Annotated in this window: 21 protein-coding genes, 1 other RNA gene and 1 other annotated feature; of the genes, 14 read left to right on the top strand and 8 right to left on the bottom strand. The window is 41.0% G+C overall.

Annotation, left to right across the window (positions count from 1 at the left end):
* Window positions 1-235: 235 nt before the first annotated feature.
* From trkA to EDD74_RS10765, 4 genes are all read left to right on the top strand, one after another.
* A complete protein-coding gene (gene trkA, locus EDD74_RS10780; protein ID WP_008975101.1) occupies window positions 236-1594 on the top strand; it encodes a Trk system potassium transporter TrkA in 1359 nt (452 codons plus the stop codon).
* Window positions 1595-1607: 13 nt separating this feature from the next.
* Complete coding sequence (locus tag EDD74_RS10775) at window positions 1608-3056, top strand: TrkH family potassium uptake protein (RefSeq protein WP_009262247.1); 1449 nt, start codon at window positions 1608-1610, stop codon at window positions 3054-3056.
* A gap of 115 nt (window positions 3057-3171) precedes the next feature.
* Window positions 3172-4770 carry a CvpA family protein gene (locus EDD74_RS10770; RefSeq protein ID WP_116442469.1) on the top strand — a complete coding sequence of 533 codons (1599 nt, stop codon included), beginning with the start codon at window positions 3172-3174 and terminating at the stop codon, window positions 4768-4770.
* Window positions 4771-4871: 101 nt separating this feature from the next.
* A complete protein-coding gene (locus EDD74_RS10765) occupies window positions 4872-5930 on the top strand; it encodes a D-alanine--D-alanine ligase family protein (RefSeq protein WP_116442468.1) in 1059 nt (352 codons plus the stop codon).
* Between the two features lie 119 nt (window positions 5931-6049).
* On the opposite strand, the gene EDD74_RS10760 is transcribed toward EDD74_RS10765, so the two are convergent.
* The gene (locus EDD74_RS10760) at window positions 6050-6472 is read right to left on the bottom strand and encodes a hypothetical protein (RefSeq protein ID WP_008975105.1); all 423 of its coding nucleotides are present in this window, start codon (window positions 6470-6472) and stop codon (window positions 6050-6052) included.
* A gap of 199 nt (window positions 6473-6671) precedes the next feature.
* Window positions 6672-6912 (top strand) — a binding site (T-box leader).
* Window positions 6913-6991: 79 nt separating this feature from the next.
* Here EDD74_RS10760 and leuS point away from each other — a divergent pair.
* From leuS to trxA, 6 genes are all read left to right on the top strand, one after another.
* The gene (gene leuS, locus EDD74_RS10755) at window positions 6992-9415 is read left to right on the top strand and encodes a leucine--tRNA ligase (RefSeq protein WP_116442467.1); all 2424 of its coding nucleotides are present in this window, start codon (window positions 6992-6994) and stop codon (window positions 9413-9415) included.
* A gap of 258 nt (window positions 9416-9673) precedes the next feature.
* Window positions 9674-10126, top strand: coding sequence for a helix-turn-helix domain-containing protein (locus EDD74_RS10750; RefSeq protein WP_116442466.1), 453 nt, complete (start codon window positions 9674-9676; stop codon window positions 10124-10126).
* A gap of 82 nt (window positions 10127-10208) precedes the next feature.
* Window positions 10209-10562 carry a DUF3796 domain-containing protein gene (locus tag EDD74_RS10745; protein ID WP_116442465.1) on the top strand — a complete coding sequence of 118 codons (354 nt, stop codon included), beginning with the start codon at window positions 10209-10211 and terminating at the stop codon, window positions 10560-10562.
* Window positions 10555-10752 carry a helix-turn-helix transcriptional regulator gene (locus EDD74_RS10740; RefSeq protein WP_116442464.1) on the top strand — a complete coding sequence of 66 codons (198 nt, stop codon included), beginning with the start codon at window positions 10555-10557 and terminating at the stop codon, window positions 10750-10752. The genes EDD74_RS10745 and EDD74_RS10740 overlap by 8 nt, the downstream gene beginning before the upstream one ends.
* Before the next feature lie 163 nt (window positions 10753-10915).
* Entirely contained in the window at window positions 10916-11167 is a 252-nt protein-coding gene (locus tag EDD74_RS10735) for a hypothetical protein (protein WP_242990200.1), read from the top strand.
* A gap of 235 nt (window positions 11168-11402) precedes the next feature.
* Complete coding sequence (gene trxA / locus EDD74_RS10730; RefSeq protein ID WP_008975111.1) at window positions 11403-11714, top strand: thioredoxin; 312 nt, start codon at window positions 11403-11405, stop codon at window positions 11712-11714.
* 148 nt (window positions 11715-11862) lie between these two features.
* On the opposite strand, the gene EDD74_RS10725 is transcribed toward trxA, so the two are convergent.
* A complete protein-coding gene (locus EDD74_RS10725; protein WP_016438449.1) occupies window positions 11863-12537 on the bottom strand; it encodes a Crp/Fnr family transcriptional regulator in 675 nt (224 codons plus the stop codon).
* Between the two features lie 163 nt (window positions 12538-12700).
* Between EDD74_RS10725 and EDD74_RS10720 the strand changes: the two genes are divergently transcribed.
* Both EDD74_RS10720 and EDD74_RS10715 read left to right on the top strand, forming a co-directional pair.
* Complete coding sequence (locus EDD74_RS10720; protein WP_116442462.1) at window positions 12701-14092, top strand: alanine/glycine:cation symporter family protein; 1392 nt, start codon at window positions 12701-12703, stop codon at window positions 14090-14092.
* A 151-nt stretch (window positions 14093-14243) separates the two neighbouring features.
* Window positions 14244-15044 carry a hypothetical protein gene (locus EDD74_RS10715; RefSeq protein ID WP_116442461.1) on the top strand — a complete coding sequence of 267 codons (801 nt, stop codon included), beginning with the start codon at window positions 14244-14246 and terminating at the stop codon, window positions 15042-15044.
* A gap of 129 nt (window positions 15045-15173) precedes the next feature.
* Here EDD74_RS10715 and EDD74_RS10710 read toward each other — a convergent pair whose 3' ends face one another.
* From EDD74_RS10710 to EDD74_RS10700, 3 genes are all read right to left on the bottom strand, one after another.
* A complete protein-coding gene (locus tag EDD74_RS10710; protein ID WP_116442460.1) occupies window positions 15174-16730 on the bottom strand; it encodes an ABC-F family ATP-binding cassette domain-containing protein in 1557 nt (518 codons plus the stop codon).
* Between the two features lie 224 nt (window positions 16731-16954).
* On the bottom strand, window positions 16955-17212 hold the full coding sequence (locus EDD74_RS10705) for a spore coat protein (RefSeq protein ID WP_008975116.1): 258 nt from the start codon (window positions 17210-17212) through the stop codon (window positions 16955-16957).
* Window positions 17213-17225: 13 nt separating this feature from the next.
* Window positions 17226-17408: a hypothetical protein gene (locus tag EDD74_RS10700; RefSeq protein WP_008975117.1), complete on the bottom strand. Its 183-nt coding sequence runs from the start codon at window positions 17406-17408 to the stop codon at window positions 17226-17228.
* A gap of 218 nt (window positions 17409-17626) precedes the next feature.
* Here EDD74_RS10700 and rnpB point away from each other — a divergent pair.
* Window positions 17627-17977: RNase P RNA component class A (gene rnpB / locus EDD74_RS10695), an RNA gene on the top strand.
* Window positions 17978-18004: 27 nt separating this feature from the next.
* Window positions 18005-18547 carry a GNAT family N-acetyltransferase gene (locus EDD74_RS10690; protein WP_008975118.1) on the top strand — a complete coding sequence of 181 codons (543 nt, stop codon included), beginning with the start codon at window positions 18005-18007 and terminating at the stop codon, window positions 18545-18547.
* 145 nt (window positions 18548-18692) lie between these two features.
* On the opposite strand, the gene EDD74_RS10685 is transcribed toward EDD74_RS10690, so the two are convergent.
* From EDD74_RS10685 to EDD74_RS10675, 3 genes are read right to left on the bottom strand one after another with little or no spacing between them, the layout of a single operon-like run.
* Window positions 18693-19139, bottom strand: a complete 447-nt coding sequence (locus EDD74_RS10685; protein WP_016440736.1) for an aspartate carbamoyltransferase regulatory subunit — start codon at window positions 19137-19139, stop codon at window positions 18693-18695.
* A 20-nt stretch (window positions 19140-19159) separates the two neighbouring features.
* Window positions 19160-20077, bottom strand: coding sequence for an aspartate carbamoyltransferase (gene pyrB / locus EDD74_RS10680; RefSeq protein WP_016440735.1), 918 nt, complete (start codon window positions 20075-20077; stop codon window positions 19160-19162).
* 9 nt (window positions 20078-20086) lie between these two features.
* Window positions 20087-20623, bottom strand: coding sequence for a nitroreductase family protein (locus EDD74_RS10675; protein WP_116442459.1), 537 nt, complete (start codon window positions 20621-20623; stop codon window positions 20087-20089).
* Between the last annotated feature and the right edge of the window lie 47 nt (window positions 20624-20670).

The raw sequence follows: 20670 nt of genomic DNA, 5'->3' as shown, positions 1-20670 counted from the left end.
AAATAAAACAAATCTAATACAAATGCTTGATTTTACAGTGTTTGTACACATTTCTAAATGCATAAAAATAGTTCAAGTTAAAAGAAGAATTCCCGATGTAAAAATACATTAAAATTACATAAAGATTTCCCTTGACTTTCTAATAGAAAGTGTTATAATTTGCATGCTGATTATCGGTTTAGACAATGAGTAATTTACAAAATGAAAAAGTAATGTGAGAAAAGAGGAAAGTGCGATGAAAATTGTAATTATAGGAGATGGGAAAGTGGGCTTTAAGCTTGCAAAACAACTCTCTGAAGAAAATTATGACATCGTTTTGATCGATCCAAATGAGGGAAAATTGAAAGAGACCATCAACAGGCTGGACATTTTCTGTATCACTGGAGATGGAGTCAGTGCAGAGGTGCAGAAGCAGGCGGATGTACCCCACGCAGATCTGGTGATTGCCTGTGCATCTACGGATGAACTGAATATGTTAAGTTGTCTGATTGCCAGAAGACTGGGGGCCAGACATACGATTGCCCGTGTAAGAAATCCGGTTTATCTGCAGCAGCTTGATATTTTGAAGGAAGATCTGCATTTAAGTATGGCAGTAAACCCTGAACTGACAGTTGCAAATGAGATTTCCAGAGTACTGATCTTCCCGGTTGCAAGTAAGGTGGAAACGTTTGCAAAAGGAAGAGTGGAGCTGGTAGAATTTCCGCTTCAGCAGGAAAGCTCGATTACTGGAATATCCCTTGCAGAATTTTATAAAAAGTATAAGATTAAAGTTCTGATCTGTGCAGTACAGCGGGGAACACAGGTTTATATTCCGGATGGAGAATTTGTCCTGCAGCCAGGAGACAGGCTTCACATAGCGGCATCTCATCGAGAGATGGAAATTTTCTTTAAAAAAATTGGAAATCGTAAAAATAAAATCAAAAAGGTATTGATCTGCGGAGGAGGAAGAGTTGGATTCTATCTCGCGAAGCAGTTGACGAAGCTTGGAATGCAGGTAAAGATCATAGAGAAAGACCTGGCAAAGAGTGAAGGACTGTGTGAGGCGCTTCCGGAAGCTACTATTATTCATGGGGATGGATCGGATAATGAACTTCTGATCGAAGAGGGAATCGGTGATGCAGATGCCTTTATTGCACTTACGGGAATGGATGAAGAGAATATCATCATGGCACTTTTTGCAAAACAGCAGGGAGTTCCAAAGATTGTGGCGAAAGTCAATGAAGATTCCCGGGCAGAGATGGTGGCAGGATTTGGGATCAACAGCATTGTATCGACAAAATCTGCGACTGCCGATGCAATTTTAAGCTATGTGCGTGCACGCCAGAATTCAATCCGCAGTGCTAATATTGAGGCAATGTACCATCTTGTAGATGATCGTGTTGAGGCACTGGAATTTATTATAAAAAAACAGACCTCCTATGTGGGAGTACCACTGAAGAGCCTGGAAACTAAGAAAGATGTGCTGATTGCATGTATTGTAAGGAATCGAAAAATTATTATTCCCGGAGGAGAGGATTGCCTCCAGATCGGGGATAGTGTGATCGTAATTACATTGAAATGCAAAGTACAGGATTTTCATGATATTTTAGTGTAGTGGTGGAAGAAAAATGAATTACAAAATGACAGCTTATGTATTAGGAAAAATGTTGGGGGTGGAAGCGCTTGTACTTTGTATCCCGGCAGCAGTATCCTTGATTTATGGGGAAACTTCAGACATGGCAGCATTTGGGATTACAAGCGCTGTGCTGTGTGTCTTTTTCCTTCTCTTTGGTAGAAAAAAACCAGAAAATGGAAGAATCTATGGGAAGGACGGGCTTGTGATCGTAGCCGCAGCATGGATATTGTGGTCTGTATTCGGAGCACTTCCATTTTATTTGTCAAGAGAGATTCCATCGTATGTGGACGCTCTGTTTGAGACCGTATCTGGATTTACGACGACAGGATCTACCATTCTTACAGATATAGAGGCGCTCTCTTATGGAATGAATTTCTGGAGATGTCTGACGCACTGGATTGGTGGAATGGGTGTACTTGTGTTTGTTATGGTAGTGACTTCTCTGGATGATAAAAGTTCTATGCATTTAATGCGGGCAGAAGTTCCAGGACCAGAAGCGGATAAACTTGTTCCGAAAGCGCGAGAGACCGCAAAGCTTTTATATGCAATGTATCTGGCACTCACTGTCGCGGAGATCATTTTCCTTCTGGCAGGAGGAATGAACTTATATGATAGTATCATTCACTCCTTTAGTACCGCAGGAACCGGAGGATTTGCAAATCATAACAGCAGCGTTGCTTACTATGACAGTGCTTATATTGACGGGGTGATCACCGTTTTTATGATCCTGTTTGGAATCAACTTTAATATGTATTTTCTCCTTTTAATAAAAGATGTAAAATCTGTCTGGAAAAATGAGGAAGTCAGAGCATATCTGGGAATTATAGTGGCGGCAACTTTGGTGATCACCTGCAATGTTCTCTCTATTTACAAAGAACCGTTAAAAGCTTTCCGATATTCGATTTTTCAGGTTGCATCGATTATTACAACGACGGGATTTGCCACGGCAGACTTTAATTTGTGGCCGGAATTGTCAAAATGTATTTTGCTTCTCATTATGGTGATTGGTGCATGTGCCGGCTCTACCGGAGGTGGAGTGAAAGTGTCCAGATTTCTGATCTTGTGGAAAAGTATTTTGAAGCAGGTGAAAGGAATGCTGCATCCGAAATCGGTTAATGTTGTAAAAGTAAATGGAAAGAAAATCAGCAATGAGACGTTGCAAGGGGTGTATGCATATTTTAGTGCATATGTATTTGTATTTGGAATTTCTGTGCTTCTTGTGGCACTTGATAATTTTGATTTTGCGACAACCATATCGGGAGTGCTGACTACATTGAGCAATGTAGGTCCGGGAATTTCAAGAGTAGGTCCGATAGAAAACTTCCAGTCTTTCTCGGTGCTATCTAAAATTGTATTTTCTATGGATATGCTGATCGGAAGGCTTGAAATCTTCCCATTTCTTATGATTTGTTCTCCAAGTTTCTGGAGAAAACATTTCTAGATTCTATTGTTTATAAGAAGTTTATAAAATATCATCAGACATTGTTTGCGCTGATGATATTTTTGTATTATACTGTTCATTATAACTTATTGATATATAGAAAATGGAGGATGTTATGAAAAAAGCAAAGGCGAAAATAATTGGAGCGATTGTGCTTGTGATTGTTGCATTTTTGTATTACTATTTTACACTGCCGGCAATCAATATCCACTCTCGTGATTTTTGGTTCTTTATTGGAATTTTAGTTGCAGTTCTTGCGTTGATCTACGCGTGGAAGAAACGGCTTCGCCCAGATGAGATTAAGACGAGTAAAGGGATGAAGGCGATTCTATTTGTACTGGCAGCAGTTGTTGTTGTGTATCTTGTGGGAGCGTTACTTTCTTCTCCGATCGTAAATGCGAAGAAGTATCAGAAGCTTCTTAAAGTAGAGGAGGGAGAATTTACAAAGGATATCGAAGAACTTTCCTTTGATCAAATCCCGCTGCTTGACAAAGAGTCTGCAACACTTCTCGGAAATCGAAAGATGGGAAGTATGGTAGATATGGTATCTCAATTTGAGGTGGATGATATTTACAGCCAGATCAACTATCAAGGAAGACCGGTACGTGTTTCTCCGCTCAAATATGCCAGTGGCATTAAATGGATCACGAATCAGTCTGAAGGAATCCCGGCGTATGTCCGCATTGATATGGCCACACAGTCTACAGAGCTTGTAAAATTAGAAAAAGGTATCAAGTATTCTACAAGCGAATATTTTAACCGGAACATTTACAGACATTTGCGCTTCAATTATCCGACTTATATTTTTGACCAGTTAAGTTTTGAGACAGATGATGACGGAGTTCCATACTGGGTATGCCCGGTGAAGAAGTTTAACATTGGTCTGTTTGGAGGAGAGACTGTTGGAAGAGTTGTACTGTGCAATGCAGTGACAGGAGAGACGAAAGACTATGCGATCGATGATGTGCCGAAGTGGATTGACCGTGCATATTCTTCTGATCTTCTTGTACAGCTTTATGATTACTATGGAGCGCTGAAACATGGATTTTTGAACAGTGTACTTGGACAGAAAGACTGCCTGAAGACGACAGAAGGATATAACTATCTTGCGATCGATGACGATGTATGGGTATATACGGGTGTGACATCCGTGAGTGGTGACCAGTCCAACGTCGGATTTGTTCTGATGAACCAGAGAACAATGGAAACAAAATTTTATCCGATCGAAGGTGCTACAGAGGCTTCTGCGATGTCATCTGCAGAAGGTCAGGTACAGAACTTAAAATACAAGGCGACTTTCCCGCTTCTTTTAAATCTCTCCGGAGAGCCGACTTATTTTATCGCATTAAAAGATGATGCGGGCCTTGTTAAAAAGTATGCGATGGTAAATGTACAGAAATATCAGCTTGTAGCAATCGGAGATACGGTAAGCCAGTGTGAGGAAAAATACAATGAACTTCTTCTGACGGATGGTGTGATCAAGGAAGAGGAAGACAAGCGAGAAGTACAGACGATGGAAGGAACTATTGCGAAGATTGCACAGGGAGTCGTGGAAGGAAACTCACATTACTATATTCTTCTGGAAGAATCAGAGGAGATTTTTGATGTGTCGGTGGTAGACTTTATTGATGTCATCCGCTATGAGCCGGGACAGAAAGTGACGATTGAATATAAGCAGGATGAGAAGGCAAATACAGTTTTAAGTATTAAATAGAGCAGGATTTGCAATGAAATCAGCATTTTTGGAAATGCATTTTATAGAAAATGCCGATAGAATAGAAAGAAGTGAAAAAAGAAAAGTAAGGATGTGGAAAAATGGGAGAGAAGAAACAGAGAGTAGCGGTAATCTTTGGAGGGCAATCCTCTGAGCATGAAGTTTCCTGTAAGTCAGCAGTTACAGTGATCTCGCATATTGACCGGACAAAATATGAGCCGGTTTTGATCGGGATCACAAAAGAGGGATGCTGGCTGAAAGTGGAAGATACAGAAGCAATTAGAAATGATACCTGGCGTGAAAACGGAAAGCGGGCAATTCTTTCACCGGATGCCGGAGAACATGGAATTCTCGTGCTGGGGGATACTGTGGAGAAGATCCAGGTAGATGTGATTTTTCCGGTTCTTCACGGAATGTACGGTGAAGATGGAACTATCCAGGGATTGTTTGAACTTGCGAAAATCCCTTATGTCGGATGTGGGGTACTTGCATCAGCGGTATCCATGGATAAACTTTACACGAAGATTATTGTAGATCGCCTTGGAATCCGTCAGGCAAAATTTGTTGGAATCCATGCATATGAGCTTGAGGAGATCGACAAGGCGCTTGACAAGGTGGAGGAAATGCTTCCGTATCCGGTATTTGTAAAGCCGTCTAAAGCAGGGTCTTCTCAGGGAGTCAATCAGGCAAAAGACAGAGAAGAATTACAGGCAGCATTGCTTGAAGCGGCAAAGCATGATACAAAGATTCTTGTAGAAGAGACGATTAAAGGGCGTGAGATTGAATGTGCCGTGCTTGGTGGAAAGAATGTGAAAGCATCTGACGTCGGTGAAATTAAGGCAGCAGATACGTTCTACACTTATGAAGCAAAGTACAATAATCCGGATTCTAAGACAGATACTCATCCGGAACTGCCAGAAGGAGCATTGGAAAAGGTGAGAGAAGATGCTGTTGCAATTTTCAAAGCGGTAGATGGATTTGGACTTTCCAGAGTGGATTTCTTCCTGGAACATGGTACAGATGAAGTGATTTTCAATGAGATCAATACATTGCCTGGATTTACGAATATCAGCATGTACCCAATGCTTTGGAGAGAAAAAGGAATCGATACGACAGCGCTTGTGACAGAGCTGATTGAGCTTGCATTTGAAAGAAAATAGAGTATACGAAAATAGAAAAAAGATAAGAGAAAAGCCTTGCGGTAGCAATTACTGCAAGGCTTTTAAAAGTAATGGAAATTGTGAACTATTAACTTTTCCATTTGAATTGCTTCGTTGTTTTAATTAAGAAGTGCACAGTCAGTCAAGTCAATTCCGTTTAACTGGTCTTTCTCTGCGCTGATACTTAAATAGAAATTCACATCATGTCTCTTAGAGATATTTTTCAACCGTTCAATGAAGCGAGGCATATTCTCAGAAGAAATATTGGCATGTTTTAAAATACCATCGATAAAAATAGCCTGAATATCATGGTTAGCACTAAGCATTCCATAAATAAATCCAGTGTAGTCGTCAATGTTCTTGATGGAAGGATAGTCATCCATACAGATTACTCTGATATCAAAAGATAAACTGTATGTATCGTTGTGACTGTTCTTGATAAACGTTACATTGCCGTCACACTGCTTTACTGTCTCATTTGCTAATTCGATCATCTGTTGTGTTTTGCCGCTCCCTTTAGGGCCTGTTAATAAATTTACCATGGCACTATCTCCTTTATAATGTTTTTTCGTTCTGTCGATTATGTAATGTATTATACACTAATTATAAGAAAATGGCAATAAAATATAAAAATTTATGCGAAATTTACAAAAAAATACAGCTTTTCCCAATGCCTTGACAAATAGTCTTCGTATGATAAAATAGAAATATCATTGAAATTGTGATGACAGATTGAATCAGACAATGGCAAAGAAGAGGAGTAGTAAGAGCCTATCGTTTTCAGAGAGCTGCCGGCAGGTGTGAGGCAGCAGCGTAATCTCCGAACTCACCTTGGAGCCCTTCTATTGAACGAGAGATACAGAATACACTGTATGGAAGTAGATAGAGGCGGGACTTCCCGTTACAGAAGCAATGAGTGCGTACAGTGAGATGCTGTATGAATAAGAGTGGTACCACGGAAGTCAGCCTTTTCGTCTCTTGATGAGATGAGAGGTTTTTTTTATTGCATAGGAAATTGATTTCCGCAGAGGGAATTCTTGGAGAAAAAGGAGGAAAAAAGAATGGCAGTACCTTATAATCATAAGGCGATTGAAAAAAAATGGCGTGAAAACTGGGAGAAGCATCCAGTGAACGTAAAAGAAGATGAAAATGGAAAGAGAGAGAAATATTATTGTCTCGATATGTTCCCATATCCATCAGGAAATGGTCTCCATGTCGGACACTGGAGAGGATATGTAATCTCTGATGTATGGAGCAGATATAAGTTATTACAGAAATACTATATTGTACATCCAATGGGATGGGATGCATTTGGACTTCCGGCAGAAAACTATGCAATCAAGATGGGTGTGCATCCATCGATTTCTACTGCTGAGAATGTAAAAAATATTAAGAGACAGATCAATGAGATCGCAGCTCTCTATGACTGGGATATGGAAGTCAATACAACTGATCCAGAATTTTATAAATGGACACAATGGATCTTTGTAAAAATGTTCAAAGAAGGACTGGCATACGAGAAGGAATTCCCGATCAACTGGTGCCCTTCCTGCAAGACAGGTCTTGCGAATGAAGAAGTAGTAAATGGTAAATGTGAGCGCTGCGGAACAGAAGTGACAAAGAAAAATCTTCGTCAGTGGATGCTTCGTATCACAAAATACGCAGAGAGGCTTCTTGCAGATCTCGATAAATTAGACTGGCCGGAGAAGGTAAAGAAGATGCAGGCAGACTGGATCGGAAAATCTTACGGTGCAGAAGTTGATTTCCAGGTGGAGGGAAGAGAAGATAAGATCACTGTCTATACGACAAGACCGGATACTCTTCACGGCGCGACATTTATGGTACTTGCACCGGAGCATGCGCTTGCTAAGAGTCTTGCGACAGACGAGACAAGAGAAGCGGTAGAACAGTATATCTATGATGCTTCTATGAAGTCGAATGTAGACAGACTTCAGGATAAGGAAAAGACAGGAGTGTTTACAGGATCTTATGCGATCAACCCATTAAATGGAGCAAAGACACCAATCTGGCTCTCTGATTATGTTCTCGCAGACTATGGTACCGGAGCAATCATGTGTGTGCCGGCTCACGATGATCGTGACTTTGCATTTGCAAAGAAATTCGATCTTCCAATCGTACAGGTAATCGCAAAAGATGGAAAAGAAATTGAAAATATGACAGAGGCCTATACAGAGGCAGCAGGAACGATGATCAATTCTGGTGAGTGGAACGGAATGGAATCAGCTGTTCTGAAAAAAGAAGCGCCGCATATCATCGAAGAACGTGGATTTGGAAAGGCAACTGTCAACTATAAACTGCGTGACTGGGTATTCTCGCGTCAGCGTTACTGGGGAGAACCAATTCCGATCGTACACTGCCCGGATTGTGGAGCAGTTCCAGTACCGGAAGATCAGCTTCCTCTGACACTTCCGGAAGTAGATTCTTATGAGCCGACCGGAACAGGAGAATCTCCGCTTGCAGGAATTGAAAGCTGGGTAAATACAACTTGTCCAGTTTGTGGAAAACCTGCAAAACGTGAGACAAACACAATGCCGCAGTGGGCTGGATCTTCCTGGTATTTCCTCCGCTATGTGGACAGCCATAATTCCGAAGCACTTGTATCAAGAGAAAAAGCAGATGAGATGCTTCCGGTAGATATGTATATTGGAGGAGTAGAACACGCGGTACTTCATTTATTGTACTCTCGTTTCTATACAAAATTCCTCTGTGATATCGGGGCGATTGATTTTGATGAGCCATTCAAGAAATTATTCAATCAGGGAATGATCACTGGTAAAAACGGAATTAAGATGAGTAAATCAAAAGGAAACGTCGTATCTCCGGATGATCTTGTAAGAGATTACGGCTGCGACTCTCTGAGAATGTATGAATTATTCGTAGGTCCACCGGAATTAGATGCAGAGTGGGATGACAGAGGAATCGATGGTGTTTACCGTTTCTTAAATAAAGTATGGAATCTCGTTATGGACAGCAAAGACAAAGATGTCAGCGCAACAAAAGAGATGATCAAGATCCGCAATAAAATGGTATATGATATTACAACACGTTTGGAAAGCTTTAGCTTAAACACAGTTATTTCAGGATTTATGGAGTACAACAATAAGCTGAATGAGATTGCAAAAAAAGCAGGCGGCGTGGATAAAGAAACATTAAGCACACTGGCAGTACTGCTTGCTCCGTTTGCTCCGCATATGGCAGAAGAGTTATGGCAGCAGCTCGGACACGAAGGAACCGTATTCAATGCGGGATGGCCGACTTATGATGAAGAGGCGATGAAAGACGACGAGGTTGAAATCGCTGTACAGATCAACGGAAAAACAAGAGCTGTCGTGACACTTGCGGCAGATGTATCTAAAGAAGATGCAATTGCAAAAGGAAAAGAAGCAGTGGCAGATAAACTGACAGGAACGATTGTAAAAGAGATTTACGTTCCGGGAAGAATTATTAATATTGTGCAGAAATAGAAATCGCAAATAGAGAAAGAGATGGGCTTATCCTGTTTATAGGAATAAGGCCATCTTTTTTGGTATCTATAGGTCGTATGCCTGTCAAGCGAACGAGCTAGTCTCGTGGCTTGTATAGCACTGTTGTAGAATACTGCAAAATAGCGTAACAGGTTTGTGAAATGGATGTTACCAAAATGGAAACAAGGGAAATACATACTGGCACTTTCATTTTAGATTTTATCGTTATATGATGAGAATGAAAGAGAGGTATGGAGTATGGCGTTAAATGATAACATCAAAAAATTCAGAGAAGAAAAAAATCTTACTCAGCAACAACTTGCAGATAAGTTATATGTTTCAAGGCAGACAGTTTGTCGCTGGGAAAAAGGTTCAAGATGTCCGGATTTGATTACAGCAAAAAAACTGGCATTAGAACTAGACGTAAGTGTGGACGAACTTATATCCGATGAAGATGTAAAGGATTTTCAAGTAAATTATGGAATATGGAAATCTGAAAGAATAAAAGATAAAAAGCATTTGCAGGCATTTCAAAAAAGGATATTAGACTTTATACAAATTGTGGGAGCTGTATTTTTAGCAATCACTATTTTGCTACGAGTACAATTAGATATGAGAGTGCCTGTATGGTGTACAATCATTTGCTTTATTATTGTAGCAGGAGCATTTCTTTGTAGTTTCATAGTTTCTAAAAAGTTGAGAGAGATGTAGTGTGCATTCTTGACTTCAAACATAAAAAGTGGTATATTTATAACATAAAGTGTTAAATATACCACATATAAGGAGGTCTATTATGAAATGTAGGTATGGATTTTTAGGTTTTTTCTCTCTCATTGGCTTGCTGGGATTTTGGACAGATAATCCTATCTTTTTCCCGTTTTTATGTTTTGCCTTATTTTTTGAATATTTCTTTGTGGAAACAGATGAAATGTTTGTTCAAAATATGAGAAAAGCTGCTGCGTGGGCGTTTTTCTCTGAATTAGTAATAACGGCCATTGTCACGTTCTATTATGCAATTATAGAGCATAATTCTAATGTCGCGCTTGTAAAAGGGATTGGTTTGGGATTTGGGTTTTCCATAATTGTCTTCTGTTTTGTTACTGCTTATTTTGATTGGAAAGATAGGTGTGGTGTGTCCGATGATTAAAAACAGAATTAAAGAGTATAGAGCAAGATTTGATATGAAACAGGAAGACTTGGCTGCAAAAGTAGGTGTACGCCGAGAAACTATAGGAAACCTTGAAAAGGGAAAATACAATCCATCATTGGTTTTGGCATGGAATATCGCAAAGACATTCCATGTTACGATTGAAGAAATTTTTACAGTAGAAGAATAATTTTCTAAAATCTTTACCTACATTTAACTTGTAACAGTGATCTAAAATGGTAAAATTATCGTAATAGAAGCAGAAATCGGAGGATGGTAATATGTTCTTGATAATGATAATTAGTATGATCATTGGATTGTCCCTTTCTTTTTTTCTTGCAAGAAGATATGATATGAGCGAAAAAGTAGACAAAGGGATTGAAGTTTGTTATTGGAAATTAAGTTATAGACGAAAATTAATCAGAACATTATGGATGATACCTGTATGGATAATGATAAACATCGTAATTTATAAAGAGTTTCCGGCATATTCCTATGCAAGGATTATTGGCGTGATTCTTTTTCTGCCGGTTTTTATTCAGGCTGCGTATAATTATAAGAAGTGGAAAAACGAAACAGCGCAAGAAGAGGATGTGAAGTATTAAAAAATATGATATGCTAAAGCTGGCAAAAAGAAAAGTTTAGCAAGGGGAAAAGAGATGGCAAGACAAAAAATTTTGCTGATAAAAGCTGGTAAGAAAAATTGCAGAAACTGTGACTAACTCACAGAGTTTCTGTCAATCATGAGTATAATAAGAGATAACAAAGGAAATGGAAAAAGACCTGATGAATGTCAGGCAGACCATAAATCATTGCAGGAATAGAAAGGATGGAAGAAAAATGGCAGCAATTCAATTAACAAGCGAAACATTTCAAAAAGAAGTATTAGAGGCAAAGGAACCAGTTTTAGTAGATTTCTGGGCACCATGGTGTGGACCTTGCCAGATGGTACTGCCAATCATTGAGGAACTGGCAGAGGAAGTGACAGATGTAAAGATCTGTAAAGTCAATGTAGATGAGCAGATGAAAATTGCAAAGGAATACCGCGTAATGTCCATTCCGACATTGATTTTATTCAAAGATGGTAAGATTGCAAAACAAGAGCTCGGGGCAAAGACAAAAGAAGAGTTACTGGAAATGATCCATGCATAAGTGCTAGGAGAACGAAAGCAGAAACGATGCAAAAAATATGAGAAAGCAAGGAAATGTCTAAATAGCTGTAAAAAGCAGGACATTTCCTTTTTGTATTTTGGGAATAGTTTTATAAGTGTATGAAACACTTGATCTAGAAAAATGGTGTTTACAGGGTAAGGGAAGTCAGACCGGCGCGGTTGGTGATGTGTACATTTCCGCGAGAAAGTTCGACATATCCTTCAGAGGAGAAATATTTGAGCATCCGGGTGACAACTTCTCTGGCGCTGCCGACGAAGCGTGCAATCTGCTCGTGAGTCATGTGGATCGTATCGGATTGTTCGTTGGCGGATTCCTCCAAAAGAAAGAGGGCAAGCCGTTTATCAAAACTCATGAAAAGCACCTGCTGCATTGCCCACATGACGTCGGAGAAACTTTCGGATGCCAGCTTGTAGGCGAAGGCTTCTACATAAATATTTTCCTGCATGATCTGTGAAAAGGCACAGGAATTCGTCTGAAGAAATTCACAGTCGGAAACGGCATCAATATGGACGTCGAATGTGATTGACTGAAGAACGCAGGAAGCTGATAGAATACAGATGTCTCCGTCATACAGCCGATAAAGAGTAATTTCCCGCCCATCTTCTGAGAGGATATATACCCGGACAGAGCCTTTTTTAATGAGAAGGACACCGACACAGTCTAAGTCAGCACTGTGGATAGAATCTCCTCTTTCATAGGAGACAGCAGTCGTTCCTCCAATTAGAATATCTTTTTGATGAGGGGATAGTTTGTCCCAGAAAGTAAAATGTGATTTTAAAAGTTGAATATCGTGTTCTGTCATTTGTGTCACGCTCCTTTGCATAGTGGTATTGTACTATGAGATCGAAAAAAGGGCAAATGATTTTGCGGGAAAACTAATAAACAGAAAAAATTCTCATATATTTGATAGTACGGACAGAGCGAAAGGTTCGCTTTGCATCGAAATTTGAAATATGGGAGGAGTTATGCTAGAGAAAATAGGACAAATCAACAGTGTGGTAAATGCGTTCGTATGGGGGCGGGGGATGCTGGTCATTTTCCTTGGTGTCGGAATGCTTTTTACACTGCGAACCGGTTTCTTTCAGTTTAAGGGTTGGAAAGTCTGGATGGGGGATACACTTGGTGCATTGTTTCATGACCGGAGAGTCAGAAAGGCGCAGGATCATCAGTCTATTTCACAATTTCAATCGTTTTGTACGGCGTTAGCAGCAACGCTTGGCACGGGGAATATTACCGGAGTTGCCACAGCAATTGTGACCGGAGGCCCAGGAGCGGTCTTCTGGATGTGGGTGTCTGCGTTCCTCGGGATGATGACAATCTATGCAGAAAATGTGCTCGGGATCAAATATCGTTACAAAAACTCCGAAGGTGCATGGGTTGGGGGCGCGATGGTCTATATGGAGCGGGGACTGGGGGCGAAGTGGCTTGCAGTTTTCTTTTCTATATTTTGTCTTTGCGCCTCTTTTGGAATGGGAAATATGACACAGGCCAATGCGATTGCAAAAGGGCTGAAAGCTACATTGAAAATTCCGGAGCAATTTACAGGAATGGCATTAATGGTACTTGTGGCTGTTGTGATTCTCGGCGGTGTTCAGAGAGTCGCGATGGTAGCAGAAAAAATCGTTCCGTTTATGGCGGCATTCTATATTCTGGGAGGTCTTCTTGTCATTGTGATACATTATGAGAGAATTCCGGAAACATTTTTATGGATTTTCGGAGAAGCATTTGGGCTGCGTGCAGTTGGAGGCGGAGTGGCTGGATATGGTGTGAAGATGGCGATGAAAATGGGTATTTCCCGCGGTGTTTTTTCCAATGAGGCCGGACTTGGATCTTCGGTGATGGCACATGCGGCTTCTGATGTAAGCTGTCCGCAGATTCAGGGTATGTGGGGAATGGCAGAAGTGTTCATAGATACGATTGTTGTCTGTACAATCACAGCACTTGTAATATTGACTTCAGGCGTATATGATCCACAGAGATGCATTTCAAACATTGCAGATGGAGTCGAAAACATTGACGGCACGACGTTGACGGGAAATGCCTTTGCAACAGTATTTCCAAATGGGGACAAATTTCTTGCCATCTCCATTGCGCTGTTTGCGTTTGCGACCATCATCGGCTGGGCATATTTTGGAGAGCGGACAGCAGCATATCTTTTTGGAGAACATGCAGTTTTTCCATATAAACTGATCTACATATTGCTTCTTCTGCCGGGATCTGTTCTTGCACCGAAGCTTGTTTGGGAACTGTCTGATACTTTTAACGGGTTGATGGCAATTCCGAACCTGGCAGCGTTGATCCTTCTGCATGGAGAGGTCATTCATATGGCAAAAGAGTATAAAAGAAATCGAAAATAGCTGTAAAGCAAACACAAGAGGATAGCCGTGCCAAGAAGATAAATTTCATAAAATCTTAATAAATCATATCGCCTATCTTAAAGTTCTTTTTGTATAATAAAGTTAGTTCAAAAGAAAGTAATCAATAAGATAAATGGAAGGAATGATTTGTATGAGAAGACAAAGAAAAGGGTTTTTAACATGGATAGCTTCTTTGATCCCGGGAGCGGGAGAGCTTTATATGGGATTTGAGAAGCAGGGAGTCAGTCTAATGATTCTATTTTGGGGAAGCGTGGCACTGATTGCAATGCTTGGTATGGGCTGGCCGATTTTTTTACTGCCGGTTATATGGTTTTACAGTTTTTTTCATGTGCATAACTTAAAGACAATGAACCCGGAAGAATTTTACATGGTAGAAGACAGATATTTACTTCACATGGATGAACTGGCGAAAGAGTTTCGAAGCGATAAAAAAGGATTTTTCCAGTCTTACCGTTCCATCATTACGATTCTGATCATTCTGATCGGTGCAACTTTGCTGTGGGATGGAATTTCCTCTCTGATCTATGTCATTTTGCCGGGATTTATGTATGATGTTCTTTGGAATATTGGAAATGTATTGACAAAGGGAGTGGCAGGAGCAGCAATCATTGCAGTCGGAATTTACTTTTTCCGTTGCACAAGAAAAGAAGAAGATCAGTTCCGACAGGAGAAGATGACAAGAAATCAGGAAGAGGCACAGAATTCTGCGGCGAGAGAGTTTATGGCAGGTACTTTTGGAGCAGCCATGAATGAAACAGAAAAAGGGGAAATGTCTTTTTCGGGGAATCCGATGACCGGAGAGCAGGATTTTATGAAAAATGAGGTGCCAGTGTCACAGCCTCTTTTAGGAAACCTGCCGATAGAGGAGAAGGAAGCAGAGGAGAAGGAAGAAGCTCCGAAAGATTGTGCATCTGAGCAAGTGGAAAAGTAAATACGATAAAAAACAAACAAAAACTTCAGCAAAGAACCAGTTTGAATCTGTCGAATCTTAGAAGAAAGACAGAGCAAAAGAGTTCTTGCTGAAGTTTTTTGTTGCATCAGAAATATTTTTGAAATGAAATTAAATAATCTTCGTTGTCCATTTTGTGCAGTCCCAAACTTCATTTACCACATCCTGATAGAAGTCAGGCTCATGGCAGATCAGAAGAATGCTGCCGTTGTATTCTTGCAGAGCTCGTTTCAACTCTGCCTTGGCATCCACGTCAAGGTGATTGGTCGGCTCGTCCAAAAGTAAAATATTTGTCTCTCGGTTGATCAGTTTGCACAGACGTACTTTTGCCTGTTCTCCACCGCTTAACACACGAACCTGACTTTCAATGTGTTTTGTCGTCAAACCACATTTGGCTAGTGCGGAACGGACCTCATACTGGGTGAAAGACGGAAATTCACTCCAGATTTCTTCAATACAGGTCGTTTTATTGTCTGGTGCAGATTCCTGCTCAAAATAACCGATCATAAGATTTTCCCCAAGTTCCACAGAACCTTTCAGAGGATGGATCAGGCCAAGAATGCTTTTTAACAGAGTGGTCTTTCCAATTCCATTGGCGCCGACGAGCGCAATTTTGTGACCGCGCTCCATAGAAAGGGAGAGTGGTTTGGAAAGAGGTTCGTCATATCCGATCACGAGATCTTTCGTTTCGAAAATGTATTTTCCAGGAGTGCGTCCGACTTTGAAGCGAAATTCCGGTTTCGGTTTTTCGGCAGCAAGCTCAATGATATCCATCTTATCCAGTTTTTTCTGGCGGGACATCGCCATGTTTCTTGTGGAAACTCTTGCTTTGTTGCGGGCAACAAAGTCTTTTAGTTCACTGATTTCTTGCTGCTGACGGCGGTAGGCAGCTTCCAGCTGAGATTTTTTGACTGCGTAGACTTCCTGAAAATGATTATAGTCACCGACGTAACGATTTAACTCCTGATTTTCCATATGGTAAATGATGTTGACTACTTCGTTTAAAAATGGAATATCATGGGAAATTAAGATAAAGGCATTTTCATAGTCAAGTAAGTAGCGCTTAAGCCACACAATGTGTTCCTCGTCCAGATAGTTTGTTGGCTCGTCGAGAAGCAGGATATCAGGTTTCTCTAAAAGCAGCTTGGCAAGGAGTACTTTTGTGCGCTGTCCTCCGCTTAAATCTGTGACATCTCGCTCCAGACCGATATCAAGTAATCCGAGTGCGCGTGCAACTTCTTCTACTTTAGAGTCAATGATATAAAAGTCCTGAAGTGTCAGGGTATCCTGGATTGTCCCAAGCTCCTCCATCAGCGCTTCCATTTCTTCTGGATCTGCATCGCCGAGAGAGTCGCAGATTTGATTCATTTTCTCCTCCAGTGCAAAGAGATACTGGAATGCCGACTTTAAGACATCACGGATCGTCTGGCCCTTTTCCAGAACCGTATGTTGATCCAGATATCCAGTACGTACATTTTTCGCCCACTCAATCTTTCCTTCATCTGGCTGTAATTTTCCGGTTACAATATTCATAAAAGTGGATTTTCCTTCTCCGTTTGCACCGACAAGTCCGATATGCTCACCTTTTAACAGTCGGAAAGAAACATCTTCAAAAATCGCACGGTCCCCGAAGCCGTGAGATAAATGTTCTACATTTAAAATACTCATAAAATAGCTCCTTAATTCTTTTGTTCTTTTGTCAGTTAGATATCATTGTACAGGATAAAATATTTTTTGTCATTAAGAAAGTAAAGAATTCTTAGGATTATAAGAAAAGTTGGAGATTTTAGAAAAGAACCGTATGTATGTCCGTATCGGAGAGGTTTTCAGACACAGAAAGCCGCCTCTCCGGCTTCGGTACAGTGATGCAGCAGGGGAGGCGGCTGAAAAAATTAGTGCATTGTCGGTTGAGTCAGAATGGATTTGACATGGTTTACTTCCTGCTCCGTTGCCTTTGCGGCAGGAACATAGTAACTTTTCTGGCGTGCGACTTCATACAGTTTCTCCTGTGACATTTCACAAGAATTTCGGATCTGTTTCAGACATTGTTTTAATTCTTTATTCTCTGTCTGTGGAATCATTTCTCCAAACATTTTTAATTCTCCGTTGATACCTACCAGTGCATCTGCGACCATTGTTTTTTCGTTCATTTTGATGTCCTCCTTATAAAAATCTCATCAGTTCCTGTTTGTTTTTCATTGCACTGTCTGCAGCATCCTGGAACAATTTTTTGATTTCGGGATCGGTTGTCTGAGAAGCATAATCTGTCATTTTGCAGTGTGTTGTGTCATATCCTCCGATCAAATGACGGAGATTTTGTAAATCTAAGATAGAAATATCAGCCATTGTTAAGCCCTCCTCAAATTTTTCGTATTACGTTTCCCTGTCTAGTATGGCAGAAAGACAGAAGATTATACATCTTGGAAAAGAAGTTAAAAATATCTGTCATTGTGTTTGCAAATTGAAAAAATGTGCTATAATGTATGGTAAATGGAAGTAGAAGATGTATTTTTTAACAGAAGTCTTTACTTTTTTGCTAGAAGATGATAGAATACAAAGGCATTTAAGTAAGACAGACAATCGCAGCTGCAATCACCGAAAGGTGGCAGGTGAGGAAAGTCCGGGCTTCACAGGGCAGGATGCCGGATAACGTCCGGTGGAGGTGACTCCAAGGCTAGTGCAACAGAAATATACCGCCGGTCATATGACCGGTAAGGTTGGAAGGGCAGTGTAAGAGACTACCGCCTCTCTGGTAACAGCGAGGGCATATGTAAACCCCATCCGAAGCAAGACCGAACGAAAACAATGTGGCGGCCCGTCACGTTTTAGGTAGGTCGCTTGAGCCTTCCGGCAACGGCAGGCCTAGATAGATGATTGTCCAACGACATAACCCGGCTTATCGTCTTGCTTAATGCTTTTTGATTTTACAGGAGGGACCGACTATGGGAAAAGGTAGAATCAATTACAGAAGAATCAAAGAATCTGAGTTGTCTGTGTCACTGTTTGCTGACTTTGACCGCTATCAGGAAGTAAATCGCTGTTGGCGGAAGGAAGACGGTGAATGGGTATTGAAGGACATCGTATTTAACGAACAGTGGAGTGATAGTGACTATCGGTATCTGACGGAGTGTCTGATCCACACGATACAGACAGGAGGAGTTGTCTTCGGTGCGTTTGTGGAGGAACGCCTGAAGGGATTTGCATCGGTAGAACACGAGTTTTTCGGACAGGAGAAGCAGTATTTGGAACTGACCAGTATACATACTTCTTATGATTGCAGAAACAGAGGAATTGGACGACAGCTTTTTACAAGGTGCGTGGAAGCTGCAAGAAAGATGGGCGCAAAGAAATTATACATTTCTGCACATTCCTGTGAGGAGACACAGGCATTTTACAAAGAAATGGGATGTGTGGAGGCAGTCGAGTATAATCAGAAGAGCGTGGAGAAAGAACCGTGTGATTGCCAGTTGGAATTTGTATTATAATTGCAATTGTGAATAATAGAACAGAAAAAAGGTGCTCCTTTTCGAGCAGACAGGCAATAGATTTTTTGCCTGTCGTTCGAAGAGGAACACCTTTTTGTTACAAAGGAAATCCTTTTGCAATCCAATGCAATAAAAATATATTCAATTAGTGATTTTTTCTGTCGTATTTTTCTTCGCAGTATTTGCAGCGGTATACTTCTTTTTCCGGATCAGTCAGAACAAATACATGCTCCAATTCCTGCTCAATGGAAGTGATACAGCGAGGATTTTTACACTTGATCACATTTGTGATTTCTTTTGGGAGTTCCAGACGCTTTTTCTCAACAACTTTGTCATTCTGGATGATATTGATCGTGATATTGTGATCGATGAATCCGAGAATGTCAAGATCAATGATGTCGATCGGACACTCAATCTTCATAATATCTTTCTTTCCCATTTTGTTGCTTCTTGCATTTTTGATGATTGCGACACAGCAATCCAACTTGTCCAGGCGAAGGTAGTGATAGATATCCATGCTTTTTCCTGCCTGAATATGGTCTAATACAAATCCTTCTGAGATACTGCTGACATTTAATGTATTGTTTTCCATGATAAACTCCTTTCTGCCGTCTAAACTTCGATTTCTAAAAGTGTGAGGATCAGCGCCATGCGGACATAGACACCGTACTGTACCTGTTTGAAATAAGCGGCGCGAGGGTCTTTGTCCACTTCCACGGAAATCTCATTGACTCTAGGCAGTGGATGAAGTACAAGCATATCTTCTTTTGCCAGAGACATTTTGGCAGCATCTAAAATATAGAAATCTTTCATGCGGACATAGTCTTCCTCGTTGAAGAAACGTTCTTTCTGAACACGTGTCATGTAGAGGAGATCCAGTTCCGGCATTGCCTCTTCCAGATTGATGACTTCTTTGTAAGGGATGTTATTCTTATCTAATACATCTTTGCGGATATAGCTTGGAAGACGAAGCTCTTCCGGGGAAATCAGGACGAACCGTACATTTTCGTAGCGCACAAGGGCATGGATCAGAGAATGGACTGTTCTTCCGAATTTTAAATCACCGCAAAGTCCGATTGTAAGATTTCCAAGGCGTCCCTTTAACGAGCGGATTGTCAGAAGGTCTGTCAATGTCTGTGTTGGATGCTGGTGTCCGCCGTCCCCTGCGTTGATGACCGGGATGGAAGAGTGGCGGCATGCAACCATCGGAGCTCCTTCCTTTGGATGGCGCATTGCACAGATGTCCGCGTAGCAGGATACCATGCGGATCGTGTCGGATACACTTTCTCCCTTGGCAGCAGAGCTGGAGTCAGCGGAAGAAAATCCGAGGATGCTTCCACCGAGATTTAACATAGCTGCCTCGTGGCTTAGTCTTGTGCGGGTGCTTGGCTCATAAAAGAGTGTGGCAAGCTTCTTCCCGTCACATGCATGGGCATATTTGTCTGGATGTGCTTCAATATCATTGGCAAGATCTAATAATTTGTCTAATTCTTCTACGGTAAAGTCCAAAGGACTCATTAAGTGTCTCATAACTTCCTCCTATTTGTATGTTAATAATTCAGAAACAGTCTTTCTCTTCGGTGGTTCCGGGGAAATGTCCGGATATCCGACTGCAATCAGAGCTGCAAGCTCCTGCTCCTCAGGGATGTTGAGAAGGTTGCGGATGCCATCTTCGTCAAAAATTCCCATGATGACTGTTCCAAGTCCGGCTTCATGCGCTGCAAGACAGAAACTCTGACAGGCAATTCCTGCGTCAAACATCTGCCAGCGGTCTCCTTTTTTCGTGGAATAGGAACCGTCGCGTTCAAACCCAGAGCGCCCCTTTACCATCGTTACCGCAACTAACATGGATAACTGACTGACAATATTAGAATTGTAGGAAGGGGTATAATCATCAGCGATTTTTTTGAGAATGGAAGAGTCTTCAATCGCGATATAGCGAGTGATTTGTGTGTTCTTCCAAGATGGAGAATAAGATGCAGTTGAAATAATAGATTCTAACAAAGTGTGATCGATTGGATCGGATTTGTACTTTCGAATACTTCGTCGTGTCTGAATACATTGCGTTGTGTCCATAATAAGAGCCTCCTGCATATTGAATTATTTTATTTATCATATAATAA

It is taken from the genome of Faecalimonas umbilicata, assembly GCF_004346095.1.
Taxonomy (GTDB): domain Bacteria; phylum Bacillota; class Clostridia; order Lachnospirales; family Lachnospiraceae; genus Faecalimonas; species Faecalimonas umbilicata.
The sequence above is the reverse complement of the archived record's forward strand: the minus strand, read 5'-3'. Positions and strand labels throughout refer to the sequence as shown.